Below are 12,102 nucleotides of genomic sequence, written 5' to 3' on the forward strand. Positions count from 1 at the left end.
GGTCTGGCTGGAAGAATTGCGCCGGTCGGCCGGCTCACAGATGCGCCGCCGGCCACAGCGAGATCGCCGGCACGAAGGTGATCAGGAGAAGCGCGCCGAACACCACGAGCACCGGCACGATCAGCGAGCGGAACATGCTCTGCACCGGGATCCGCGCCACGGCGGCGGCGGCGAAGAGGTTCACGCCGAGCGGCGGCGTCACCATGCCGAGCGCCAGATTGACGATGACGATGATGCCGAAATGGACCGGATCGACGCCGAAGCCGATGGCGATGGGCGTGAGGATCGGCGCCAGGACAAGGATCGCCGCCGAGGTCTCCACGAACATGCCGACCAGAAGCAGCAGCAAGTTGACGAAGAGCAGGAAGCCCACCGCCCCGCCGAAGGTCGCTTCGGCCCAGCTGCCGATGACATTGGGCAGGCCCGACAGGCTGACGAGGAAGGAGAACAGTCCCGCGGTGGCGATGATCAGCATGATCGCCCCGGTCGCCACGGCCGATGCCCGGAAGATCCGCGGCAGGTCGGAGAAGCTCATCTCTCGGTAGACGAACAGGCCGACGACCAGCGCATAGACCGCCGAGACGGCTGCCGCCTCGGTCGGCGTGAAGATGCCGCCATAGATGCCGCCGAGAATGATCACCGGCAGCATCAGCGCCCAGAAGGCGTCGATGGTGCTCTTGACGATGGGCAGCGCGTCGTCGCCGTCCTCCTTGCCGATGCCCTTCAGCCGGCACCAGACCTGGGTCATCACGATGAGCGCGCCGGCGATGAGCACGCCCGGCCCGATGCCGGCGATGAACAGCTTGGTCACCGAGGTCTCTGTGGAGACGCCGAAGATGATCATCGGCACCGAGGGCGGAATGATCACGCCGAGTTCAGCCGAAGTCGCCTGGATCGTCGCGGCCATGGGCAGCGGATATTTGTGCCGCGCCATGGCCGGCACGAGGATCGCGCCGATGGCGAAGGTCGTGGCGACGGAGGAGCCGGAGATCGCGGCGAAGATCATGCAGGTGACGACGCAGGTCGAGGCCAGCCCGCCCTGCACGCCGCCCACCAGCGACTTGGCAAAATCCACCAGCCGGCGCGAGACGCCGCCATGGGTCATCAGATTGCCGGCCAGGATGAAGAACGGCACCGCCAGCAGCGGGAAGCTGTCGATGGAGGTGAAGATTTTCTGCGGCACCACCAGCAGCGGCAGCGGCGAGAAGAAGGCGACCCCGACGATCGCGGCGAGACCGATCGCGACGGCGACCGGGATCGACAGCGAGAAGAAGACCAGAAGGGCGGCGACGAGGGCGGCGTTCATTCGAAGGACTCCCGGTCGCGCTGGACGTCGTGCTCGGCCCGCGACGGCTCGATCGGGCGCAGGAATTCGAGGATCGCGCCCGGGATCGCCAGCACCGCGCCGACCGGGATCGCGGCATAGAGCCAGGAGATCGGGATGTTGAGCATCGCCACCTGCTGGGTCGAGACGCGGATCGTCATCAGGACGCCGAACCAGGTCAGCACCCCGAGAAAGGCGAGGATGCCGAGAAGGACAATGAAGGAGACGCTGCGCTGCATGCGGTCGGGCAGGACGCTGCGCACGAATTCCAGCGGGATCATCGCGCTCAGCCGGAAACCGGCGCCGGCGACGAGAAACACCATCCAGATCACCACGCCGCGGGCCAGCACCTCCGACCACGCCGCGGCATCGCCGAGAACGAAGCGCGTCACCACCTGCCAGAACACCAGCGCCGTCGCCAGCGCCAGCAGCAGGGCGGAGAGATTGTGGGTGAGAACGGTCAGCTTCTCGGCGGCGGTCAGGACGGCCTTGCGCATGGACGGCACCTTCGAGAGCTGGAGGGCGAGACGCGCGGCCTCCAGCGAAGCCGCGCGCGGGCGGTGGCCGCGAACCGCAGCCGGGCGGCTCTGGGCCGGGCACCGCGAGGCCGGACGGTCCGGCCCCGCGACTTGTCGAGTGGCTTACTTCTGGGCGTCGCGGATCCGCTGGATCATGGCCTCGCCATATTCCTTGCCGTAGCGATCATAGGTCGGCTGGACGGCATCCTGGAACGCCTTCTTGTCGACATCCTCGATCACTTCCATGCCGTTCTCGCGCATGGTGGCGACGCCGTTCTTCTCGGTCTCGGCAACGACCGCGCGGGTCGCCTCGACGCCGGCCTTGGCGGCTTCGCGGATCCAGCCCTGCTCTTCCTCGGAGAGCTGGTCCCAGTGGATCTTCGACATGGTGATGACCGCCGGCGAATAGACGTGGCCGGTCAGCGTCACGTATTTCTGCATGTCCCACATGTTGTTGGAGACGATGATCGGGATCGGGTTTTCCTGGCCGTCGATCGTGCCCTGCTGCAGCGAGGTCAGCACCTCGGTCCAGCTCATCGGGGTCGGCGATGCGCCGAGTTCCTTGAAGGCGTCGATATGGACCTGGTTCTCCATGGTCCGCAGCTTCAGGCCCGCCACGTCCGCGGGCGTCTGCACCGGCTTTACCGAATTGGTGATGTGGCGGAAGCCGTTCTCCGACCAGGCAAGGCCGATCATGCCCTTGTCCTCGAACTTCGCCAGCAGCTCGTCGCCGATCTCGCCGTCGAGGATCTCGTGGGCGCTGGCGTAGTCGTTGAAGAGGAACGGGAAGTCGAGCGCGTAGATCTCCGGCACGAAGCTGCCGACCGGACCGGTCGAGGTCATCGCCAGCTCGATCGTGCCGATCTGCTCGCCTTCCAGGAGCTCGCGCTCGCCGCCCAGCGAACCGCCGGCCTTGACGTTGATGGTGATCTCGCCTTCGGAGAGCTCGTTCATCTTCTCGGCGAAGGCCTTGGCGCCCTGGCCGTAGTGACCGTCCGGCGGCGTCACGATGGCGAAGTTCATTTCCTTGGCCGAAAGCGACGTCGCGGTCAGGGCGCTGGTCGCCAGAAGGGCGCCGGCGAGAATGCCTCTCAGGGTCATGCGTATTCCTCCCATTCGGTTCGGACCGTCTTGGTTGAAATTGCCCGCATCCTCCTGCGTCGGCAACCTCAAATCCGATGATGTTTACACCAGATATCCGATACGATATCCGTATGAGACTGAATGGCATTGGTCAAGGACGGGCTGTGGCCGACCGCAACACCGCCTTTCGCGGAGATCGCATGGGGGACTGGACCGCATCCGCGGACGACCTGATCGTGCAGGGACCGTCGCTCGGCGACGCGGTCTACGAGCGGCTGATCGACGACCTGATCGCCCTGAAGATCCCGCCCGGCGAACGCCTTTCCGTCGACAAGCTGGCCCGCCGCTTCGGCGTTTCCCAGACCCCGATCCGCGCTGCCTTGATCCGGCTGGAGGCCGAGGGTCTGGTCGTCAAGAAGCACCTGACCGGCTACTCGGTCGCGCCCCTGCCCTCCGTCGCCCGGCTGGAGAGCATCTTCGAGATGCGCGCCCTGGTCGAGCCGCGCAGCGCCGCGCGCGCCGCCGAACATGCCACGCCCGGCCAGCTTGCCGTGCTGAAGGAGATCGCCGCCGAGATGCAGGCGTTGTCGCGCGAGGACATCGACGCCCATTGCGCCCGGCTCGTGGTTCTCGACAGCCGGTTCCACACCGCCATCGCCGAGGCCTGCGGCAACGACCTCATCGCCGAGACGCTGGGCCGGCTGTTCACCCAGATGCACATCTTCCGGCTGCGCTATCACGCCAATGTCGGCCACGCCGTCATCGAGGAGCATGTCGGGATCCTCGAGGCGATCATCGACCGCGACCCGCCGCGGGCCGAAGCCGCCATGCTGGCCCATCTCGAAGCCGCCCGCGAGCGGCTCGAACCGCACGTCCGACACGCCGTCTGAACGACACCGGCCGCCGGCAGATCGTCCCGGCGTGCCCACCGCGCCGCCTGCGCGGACATTTTCCTGGGAGGAACATCACATGACAATCCAGTCCGGTCTCTGGTTCGATCCGACGAAGCTCCTGATCGGCGGCGAATGGCGCTCCGGGGCCGGCGGCCGGACCATCGCCGTCGAAAACCCCTCGACCGGCGAGAACATCGGACAGATCGCCGAGGGGACGGCCGCCGATGTCGAGGCGGCGGTCGCGGCGGCGGAAGCGGCGCTCGACGGCGAATGGGGCGCGATGACCGCCACCGAGCGCGGCCGCATCCTGGTGCGCCTGTCCCGCCTCGTCACCGAGCGCGCCGAGACGCTGGCCCATCTGGAATCGCGCGATGTCGGCAAGCCGCTCGGCCAGGCCCGCAACGACGCCGTGGCGCTCGCCCGCTATTTCGAGTTCTACGGCGGCGCCGCCGACAAGATCACCGGGGAGACCATCCCCTATCAGCAAGGCACGACGGTGCTGACCCTGCGCGAGCCGCACGGCGTGACCGCCCATATCATTCCCTGGAACTACCCCATGCAGATCATGGGCCGCTCGGTCGGCGCGGCGCTCGCCATGGGCAATGCCTGCGTCCTGAAGCCGGCCGAGGATGCCTCGCTCAGCGCGCTGGCCGTCGCGGCCCTGGCCGAGGAAGCCGGCCTGCCCGCCGGCGTCCTCAACATCGTCACCGGCTATGGCCACGAGGTCGGCGCGGCGCTGTCGGCGCATCCGCGCGTCCACCACGTCTCCTTCACCGGCTCGGTCGGCACCGGCCGGCGCATCCAGGCCGCCGCCAGCGAGAACGTCATTCCGGTGACGCTCGAGCTCGGGGGCAAGTCGCCGCACATCGTCTTCGACGATTGCGATCTCGACGCGGCCCTGCCGACCCTCGTCGGCGCCTGCGTCCAGGCCGCCGGCCAGACCTGCTCGGCCGCCTCGCGCGTGCTCGTGCAGCGCGGCGTCTATGACGAGGTGAAGCGCCGCATGGCCGAGGTTTATGCCGGGCTCGTCGTCGGCCCCGCATCCGCCGACCACGATCTCGGGCCGCTGGTCTCGGGCAAGCAGAAGGCGATCGTCGCGGGCTATATCGCGCAGGGCAAGGCCGAGCTCACGGTCGCCGGCGAAGGCACGATCCATGCCGACGCCCCGGCGGACGGCCATTACGTCGCGCCGATTCTCTTCGCCGATGTCGATCCCGACCACAGGCTTGCCCAGGAAGAGATCTTCGGCCCGGTACAGGTGCTGATCCCGTTCGAGGACGAGGCCGACGCCATCCGCATTGCCAACGGCACCGATTACGGCCTCGTCGCGGGCGTCTGGACGGAGAACGGCGCCCGCCAGATGCGGCTCGCCCGCAAGCTGCATGTCGGGCAGGTCTTCATCAACAATTACGGCGCCGGCGGCGGCGTCGAACTGCCCTTCGGCGGTGTCGGCAAGTCCGGCCACGGCCGCGAAAAGGGCTTCGAGGCCCTCTACGGCTTCTCCCGCCTGAAGACCATCTCGATCAAGCACGGCTAGGCCAAGAGAAGGACGGTATCGCAGGGCGCATGGCGCGCCCCGCGATACCGCTTCCCCCCTCGAACCTGTCCCCTTACCCGTCTGCCGTCAGTGGCTGATCATCCACGGCCGCTTGGCGGGAAAGGTCTTGGCGCCGGTCGGCATGGTCAGCGTCGCACCGGCTTTCGCGCGGCCCCCGGGCGCCGCGCAGCAGGAGCAGCCGGCGCCGTGCTTCTTGCCGCCCGAGCGCGGCGCGTTGGCGCTGCGTTCGTTGGTGGCGAAGGCGGTGCGGCGACCGGCATCCATGGTCGACAGCCGCGGCGCCGAGAGGATGACCCGGCGGGCGCTGTCGCCGCAGGACGGGCAATCGCAGGGCTCGCCAGCCTGCGCCATGGGGCGCAGGCTGGTGAAGGTGCCGCAATCGGCACAATCATAGTCGTAGAACGGCATCGCCTTACAGGTCCTGCGCGATGGGCATGTCGATCGAGCCGTCGAGGAACTTCGTCGGCCCGTCATTGCCCGGCATGATGTCGAACTCGAAGATGTCCGTCGGCAGCCACAGGGTGGCACAGGCGTTCGGCACGTCGACGACGCCGGAGATATGACCCTGGACCGGCGCGGTGCCGAGGATCGAATAGGCCTGGGCGCCGGAATAGCCGAACTTCTTCAGATATTCGATGGCGTTGAGGCAGGCCTGGCGATAGGCGATGTGGACGTCGAGATAATGCTGCCTGCCGGCCTCGTCGACGGAGATGCCCTCGAAGATGAGGTAGTCGTCGTATTTCGGCGTGATCGGCGAGGGCCGGAAGATCGGGTTCTTGACCCCGTATTTCTTCATGCCGCCCTTGATCAGGCTGACCTTGATGTGCAGCCAGCCGGCCATCTCGATGGCGCCGCAGAAGGTGATCTCGCCGTCGCCCTGGCTGAAGTGGAGATCGCCCATGGAAAGCCCGGCCCCGTCGACATAGACCGGGAAATAGACCTTCGAGCCACGCGACAGATCCTTGATGTCGCAATTGCCGCCATGCTCGCGCGGCGGCACGGTGCGCGCGCCCTCGGCCGCCGCCTTGGCCTTCGCCTCGCCCGTCAGCTTGCCCATATGGGCCGACTGGGTGTTCGGCAGGGCCGCCAGGGTCGGCACACGGTCCGGATCGGTGTCGAACAGCGCCTTCTCGCGGGTGTTCCAGTCGTCCAGCATCGCCCGGTCCGGCAGGCAGCCGATCAGGCCCGGATGGATGAGGCCGGCATAGCGCACGCCCGGCACGTGGCGCGACTTGGTGAACATGCCCTCGAAATCCCAGATCGACTTCTGGGCCAGCGGGTAGTGCTCGGTCAGGAAGCCGCCGCCATTCTGCTTGGAGAAGAAGCCGTTGAAACCCCACAGGCTCTCCTCGAAGGCGCCGATGTCGAGGATGTCGACGACGAGGAGATCGCCGGGCTCGGCACCCTTCACCCCGATCGGGCCGGACAGGTAATGCACCTGCTCGAGCTCGACGTCGCGCACGTCGGAAGCGTCGTCGTCATTCTTGATCTGGCCGCCGGTCCAGTCATGGGTCTCGACCTTGAAGTCGTCGCCCGGATTGACCCAGCAGGCCATCGGGATGTCGGGATGCCAGCGATTGTGGACCATCTCGTTGTCATGCGGCGACTGGGTCAAATCGACCTTGATCAGGGTGTCGGTCATGCCGTTGCGCTCCTTCGTTTCGGCTTCGGGAATGGTTGCCGGTCAGACCGACAGATATTTCGCGATGCGCGCCTCGTCGGCGCCGTCCACCGGCTCGTCATGGACAAGGTCGCCGTTCTCCAGCACCAGCACCCGGTCGGCGATGTCGAGGGCGAAGGACAGCACCTGTTCGGAGACGACGATGGACAGCCCCTTCTCGTCGCGGATGCGCTTCAGCGTGCGGCCCATTTCGCGAATGATCGAGGGCTGGATGCCTTCGGTCGGCTCGTCGAGGAGCAGGACCTTGGGCCGCGAAGCCAGCGCGCGGGCGATCGCCAGCTGCTGCTGCTGGCCGCCCGACAGATTGCCGCCGCGCCGGCCCTTCATTTCCAGCAGCACCGGAAACAGCTCGTAGATGTCCTCCGGCACCTGGCTTTCGCCGGTCACCGTCAGGCCGGTCTCGATGTTCTCGCGCACCGTCATGGTGGAAAAGATCATACGCCCTTGCGGAACGTAGCCAAGACCGCCCTTCACCCGCTGGTGGCTCTTCGCGCCCGACATGTCGGCACCGTCCACCATCACGGCGCCGGAGGACTGGGGCACGATCCCCATCAGCGACTTCATCAGCGTCGTCTTGCCCATGCCGTTGCGGCCCATGACGGCGACGATCTCGCCGGGCGCCACGTCAAAGGTCAGGCCGTGCAGCACCTCGCTCGAGCCATAGGCGACATGCAGGTCGGAAATGTTCAGCATCGGCGTGTTCCTCAGTGCCCGAGATAGACTTCGACGACCTTGGGATCGGCCTTCACATGGGCCATGTCGCCCTCGGAGATGACCTTGCCCTGGTGCAGCACGGTGACCCGCGTCGCGATGTCCTCGGCGAACTTCATGTCGTGCTCGATGACGATCACCGAGCGGCCCTTGATGATGCGGTTGAGGAGTTCGGCGGTCTTGACCCGCTCCGACACGCTCATGCCGGCGACGGGCTCGTCGAGCATCAGGAGTTCGGGGTCCTGGATCAGCAGCATGCCGATCTCCAGCCACTGCTTCTGGCCGTGGCTGAGGAACTCGGCGCGATCGTCCAGATGGTCGGCGAGGAAGATCATCTCGGCGATCTCCTCCACACGGTCCCGCACCTCCGCGTCGCGCTTGAACGCCAGCGCCCCGAACACCGTGCGTCCCCGCGGGAAGGAGATCTCCAGATTCTCGAAGACCGTCAGGTCGTCGTAGATCGACGGGTTCTGGAATTTCCGCCCGACGCCGGCATGGACGATCTGGTGCTCCTTCATCTTCGTCAGCTCCTGGCCGCGAAAGCGGATCGAGCCGGAGGACGCCTTGGTGCGCCCGCAGATCAGGTCGAGGGCCGTCGTCTTGCCGGCGCCGTTCGGGCCGATGATGACGCGGATCTCGTCGGGATCGACGTAGAAGGAGAGGTCGTCCACCGCCTTGAAGCCATCGAAGGAGACGGTGAGACCTTCCACGGCCAGGAGAAACTCTTTGGGTGTCGTCATGGCGCGGGTCCTTATTCGGCGGCGGCGGGAGCGACCGCGGCGTCGGGCGCCCGGCGGTCGGCGAGCGGCGCGGGCGAGCGGCGCAGGAACCGGTCGATCAGCGGCCGCACATGGCTGGTGAAGATGCCGGCCAGGCCGTTCGGGAAGGCCATGACGACGACGATGAACAGCGCGCCCATGGCGAAGAGCCACAATTCCGGGAAGCTCTCGGAGAAGGAGGTCTTGGCCCAGTTGACCAGCAGCGTGCCGTAGACCGCGCCGATCAGCGACAGGCGACCGCCGACGGCGCAGAAGATCACCATCTCGATCGACGGCACGATGCCGACGAAGGTCGGCGACATGAAGCCCACTTGCAGGGTGAACATCGCCCCGCCGACACCGGCAAGCGCCGCGGCGAAGCAGAACACGAAGGTCTTGAAGGCGGCGACGTCGTAGCCGGAGAAGCGGACCCGGTCCTCCTTGTCACGCAGCGCGACGAGGATGCGGCCGAGCTTGGAATTGCGCACGAGCATCGACAGGCCGATGGCGCCGAGCAGCAGGAGCGCGTTGACGAAATAGAGGATCGTCTTGGCGTCGTCGGTGCGGATATCCCAGCCAAGCAGGGTGCGCAGGTCGGTGATGCCGTTGACGCCGCCCGTATAGCCCTGCTGGCCGATGATCAGGATGGTCAGGATCGCGGCGATGGCCTGGGTGATGATGGCGAAATAGACGCCGCCGACCCGCCGGGTGAACATCGCGAAGCCGATGACGAAGGCGAGGATCGCCGGCACCAGCACCACCGCCAGAAGCGTGAAGCCGAAGGAGTGGAACGGCTCCCAGAAGAAGGGCAGCTCGGTCAGCTGGTTCCAGTCCATGAAGTCCGGAATGCCCGGGGTCGACTGGATCGCCGTCGCCTCCGGCGTCGAGGCCTCCAGCTTCAGGAACATGGCCATGCAGTAGCCGCCGAGGCCGAAGAAGATGCCCTGCCCGAGGCTGAGGATGCCGGCCGAGCCCCAGCACAGGACGAGGCCGACGGCGACGAAGGCGTAGGTCAGGTACTTGCCGACGAGGTTGAGGCGGAAGGCGTCGGTCATCGCCGGGATCACGACGATCAGCAGGGCTGCGAGGAGGAGGAAGCCGATCGCCTCGTATCGGCCGTTGGAAGACAGGAACTTCGTCATGGTTTGATCCTCACCGGCGGACTTTGAGGGTGAACAGGCCCTGCGGTCGCAGCATCAGGATGCCGACGACGGTCAGGAGGGTCAGCACCTTGGCCATCGACCCGGACAGGAAGAATTCCATGGTCGACTGGGCCTGGGAGATGGTGAAGGCCGAGGCGATGGTGCCCAGAAGGCTTGCCGCGCCGCCGAAGACGACGACCAGGAAGGTGTCGACGATGTAGAGCTGGCCGGCGCTCGGCCCGGTCGAGCCGATCATGGTGAAGGCGCTGCCGGCGACGCCGGCGATGCCGCAGCCCAGCCCGAAGGTCATCCGGTCGACCTTTTCGGTGTCGATGCCGACAGCGCCTGCCATGGTGCGGTTCTGGACGACGGCGCGGGTCTGGGCGCCGAGCCGTGAGCGGAACATGACGAGATAGACGCCGAGCGTGATGAGCAGCGTGATCGCCATGACGATGAGCCCGTTGATCGGGATCTCGATGATGTCGGTCAGAGGCAGCGAGCCCATCATCCAGCTCGGCAGGGTGACGCCCACCTCGCGCGCGCCGAAGATGGTGCGGTAGGTCTGCTGCAGGATCAGCGACAGGCCCCAGGTGGCCAGCAGCGTGTCGAGCGGGCGCTTGTAGAGAAAGCGGATCAGGCTCATCTCGACCGCCACGCCGAGGGCCCCGGAGGCGAAGAACGCCAGCACCACCGCCACGAAGAAGGAGATCGGCACCAGGGCCGGCAGGAAGGCTTCGAAGAAGCCCGCGACCAGATAGGTCACGTAGGCGCCCAGGATCATGAACTCGCCATGGGCCATGTTGATGACGCCCATCTGGCCGAAGATGATCGCGAGGCCGAGGGCCATGAGCACCAGGACCGAGAACAGCACCAGCCCGGCAAAGCCCTGCATGGCGAAGATCGATCCGAGTTCGCTCCAGGAATAGTCGGCAAACATCCGGGGCTCCTTGTTGGGCGGAAAGGGGCTCGGCGCACGGGTCGCGGCAGGCGGAACGTGGCGCGGGCGGGAAGACGGCTGGGTCGGGCAAGGGCCGGCGGTTCGGCCGATCGGCGGACCGTCCGCAAGGGACGGCCCGCCGGAGCGTTGCGGCTTACTGGTAGCCTTCCGGGAACGGATCGGGCTCCATCAGCTCCTCGGTCTCGTAGACCACCTCGTACTGGCCGTCGGCCTGGGCGTGGCCGATACGCGTCTTGGACCAGAGGTGATGGTTCTCGTGGATACGCACATAGCCTTCCGGCGCGGTGGTCAGCTCGATGCCCGGGGACGCCTCGCGCACCGCGTCGATGTCGAAGCTGCCGGCCTTCTCGACCGCGGCCTTCCACAGCCAGGGGCCGAGATAGGCGGCCTGGGTCACGTCGCCGATGACGATGTCCTCGCCCCACATGTTCTTGAAGTCGGCGACGAACTTCTGGTTGTTCTCGTTCGGCAGGCTCTCGAAATACTTCATCGCGGCATAGGCGCCCTCGATGTTCTCGCCGCCGATGCCGCGGATCTCGTCCTCGGTCACCGAGATCGTCAGGAGGACCGGGGCCTCCTTGGTCATGTCAATGCCGGCGGCCTTGAGCTGCTTGTAGAAGGCGACGTTGGAGCCGCCGACGACGATGGCGTAGATGACGTCCGGCTTCTTCAGCTTGATCTTGTTGATGACCGAGTTGAACTGGGTGTGGCCGAGCGGATAATAGTCCTCGCCGACCACTTCCAGGCCGAGCTTCTCGATGTGCTTGCGCGCGATCTTGTTGGAGGTGCGCGGCCAGATGTAATCCGAGCCAAGCAGGTAGAAGCTCTTGGCGTCCTTGTTCTTCACCACCCAGTCGATGCCCGACAGGATCTGCTGGGTCGCTTCCTGACCCGTGTAGATCACATTGGGCGACTCCTCGAGACCCTCGTAGAAGGTCGGGTAGTAGAGCATGCCGTTATACTGCTCGAACACGGGCAGAACCGCCTTGCGCGATGCCGAGGTCCAGCAGCCGAACACCGCCGCGACCTTGTCCTCGACGAGCAGCTTCTTGGCCTTCTCGGCGAAGGTCGGCCAGTCGGAGGCACCGTCTTCCTGGGTGTATTCGATCTTGCGGCCGAGGACGCCGCCCATGGCGTTGATCTGCTCGATGGCGAGCTTCTCGGCCTGGACGGAGCCGGTCTCCGAGATCGCCATGGTGCCGGTGACCGAATGCAGGATGCCCACCTTCACGGTGTCCTCGGTGACCGCGAGGCCGGTGGTGTTCACCTCCTCGGTCGGCGGCGTCTGGGCGAAGGCGGCGCCCGCACCGGTCACGGCAAGCGTCAACGCCGCCGCGGTCCCCAGCAGAAGCTGGCGTCGCAGCCTGGAGCGCAGGCCGTCACCTCTGGTCGCGTCTGTCATCTGAAACCCCGTCTTTGGATGAATGAGCCCGGCGGTCCGGACTGACCACTCGGTTGACAGGGCGATCATCGCGA

Annotated in this window: 12 protein-coding genes; 2 read left to right on the top strand and 10 right to left on the bottom strand. The window is 66.4% G+C overall.

Annotated features, from left to right (window positions below; translation table 11 throughout):
• Positions 1-34: 34 nt before the first annotated feature.
• From H9Q09_RS18805 to H9Q09_RS18815, 3 genes are all read right to left on the bottom strand, one after another.
• Positions 35-1,306 carry a TRAP transporter large permease gene (locus H9Q09_RS18805; protein WP_187392309.1) on the bottom strand — a complete coding sequence of 424 codons (1,272 nt, stop codon included), beginning with the start codon at positions 1,304-1,306 and terminating at the stop codon, positions 35-37.
• Positions 1,303-1,821, bottom strand: coding sequence for a TRAP transporter small permease (locus H9Q09_RS18810; protein ID WP_024352140.1), 519 nt, complete (start codon positions 1,819-1,821; stop codon positions 1,303-1,305). The genes H9Q09_RS18805 and H9Q09_RS18810 overlap by 4 nt, the downstream gene beginning before the upstream one ends.
• A gap of 144 nt (positions 1,822-1,965) precedes the next feature.
• The gene (locus H9Q09_RS18815; protein ID WP_029703759.1) at positions 1,966-2,943 is read right to left on the bottom strand and encodes a TRAP transporter substrate-binding protein; all 978 of its coding nucleotides are present in this window, start codon (positions 2,941-2,943) and stop codon (positions 1,966-1,968) included.
• Positions 2,944-3,089: 146 nt separating this feature from the next.
• On the opposite strand from H9Q09_RS18815, the gene H9Q09_RS18820 reads away from it, so the two are divergent.
• Together H9Q09_RS18820 and H9Q09_RS18825 are read left to right on the top strand one after the other, a co-directional pair.
• Positions 3,090-3,815 (top strand): GntR family transcriptional regulator, encoded by a 726-nt coding sequence (locus H9Q09_RS18820; protein WP_187392310.1) that lies wholly within the window; start codon positions 3,090-3,092, stop codon positions 3,813-3,815.
• A gap of 79 nt (positions 3,816-3,894) precedes the next feature.
• Positions 3,895-5,355: an aldehyde dehydrogenase family protein gene (locus tag H9Q09_RS18825; RefSeq protein ID WP_187392311.1), complete on the top strand. Its 1,461-nt coding sequence runs from the start codon at positions 3,895-3,897 to the stop codon at positions 5,353-5,355.
• Between the two features lie 87 nt (positions 5,356-5,442).
• Here the strand turns inward: H9Q09_RS18825 and H9Q09_RS18830 are convergent, their stop codons facing one another.
• The 7 genes from H9Q09_RS18830 to urtA all read right to left on the bottom strand — a co-directional run bounded on the left by H9Q09_RS18830 (position 5,443) and on the right by urtA (position 12,028).
• Positions 5,443-5,784 carry a zinc ribbon domain-containing protein gene (locus H9Q09_RS18830; protein WP_009208021.1) on the bottom strand — a complete coding sequence of 114 codons (342 nt, stop codon included), beginning with the start codon at positions 5,782-5,784 and terminating at the stop codon, positions 5,443-5,445.
• A 4-nt stretch (positions 5,785-5,788) separates the two neighbouring features.
• Positions 5,789-7,018, bottom strand: a complete 1,230-nt coding sequence (gene fmdA, locus H9Q09_RS18835; protein ID WP_187392312.1) for a formamidase — start codon at positions 7,016-7,018, stop codon at positions 5,789-5,791.
• Between the two features lie 42 nt (positions 7,019-7,060).
• Positions 7,061-7,750, bottom strand: coding sequence for an urea ABC transporter ATP-binding subunit UrtE (urtE, locus tag H9Q09_RS18840; protein WP_024352135.1), 690 nt, complete (start codon positions 7,748-7,750; stop codon positions 7,061-7,063).
• 11 nt (positions 7,751-7,761) lie between these two features.
• Positions 7,762-8,508 carry an urea ABC transporter ATP-binding protein UrtD gene (gene urtD, locus H9Q09_RS18845; RefSeq protein WP_009208017.1) on the bottom strand — a complete coding sequence of 249 codons (747 nt, stop codon included), beginning with the start codon at positions 8,506-8,508 and terminating at the stop codon, positions 7,762-7,764.
• An 11-nt stretch (positions 8,509-8,519) separates the two neighbouring features.
• Positions 8,520-9,668 (bottom strand): urea ABC transporter permease subunit UrtC, encoded by a 1,149-nt coding sequence (gene urtC, locus H9Q09_RS18850; protein ID WP_187392313.1) that lies wholly within the window; start codon positions 9,666-9,668, stop codon positions 8,520-8,522.
• A gap of 10 nt (positions 9,669-9,678) precedes the next feature.
• On the bottom strand, positions 9,679-10,605 hold the full coding sequence (urtB, locus tag H9Q09_RS18855; protein WP_024352132.1) for an urea ABC transporter permease subunit UrtB: 927 nt from the start codon (positions 10,603-10,605) through the stop codon (positions 9,679-9,681).
• A gap of 154 nt (positions 10,606-10,759) precedes the next feature.
• A complete protein-coding gene (gene urtA, locus H9Q09_RS18860) occupies positions 10,760-12,028 on the bottom strand; it encodes an urea ABC transporter substrate-binding protein (RefSeq protein ID WP_187392314.1) in 1,269 nt (422 codons plus the stop codon).
• Positions 12,029-12,102 lie beyond the last annotated feature (74 nt).

The organism is Aurantimonas sp. DM33-3 (assembly GCF_014334315.1).
GTDB classification, from domain to species: Bacteria; Pseudomonadota; Alphaproteobacteria; order Rhizobiales; family Rhizobiaceae; genus Aurantimonas; species Aurantimonas coralicida.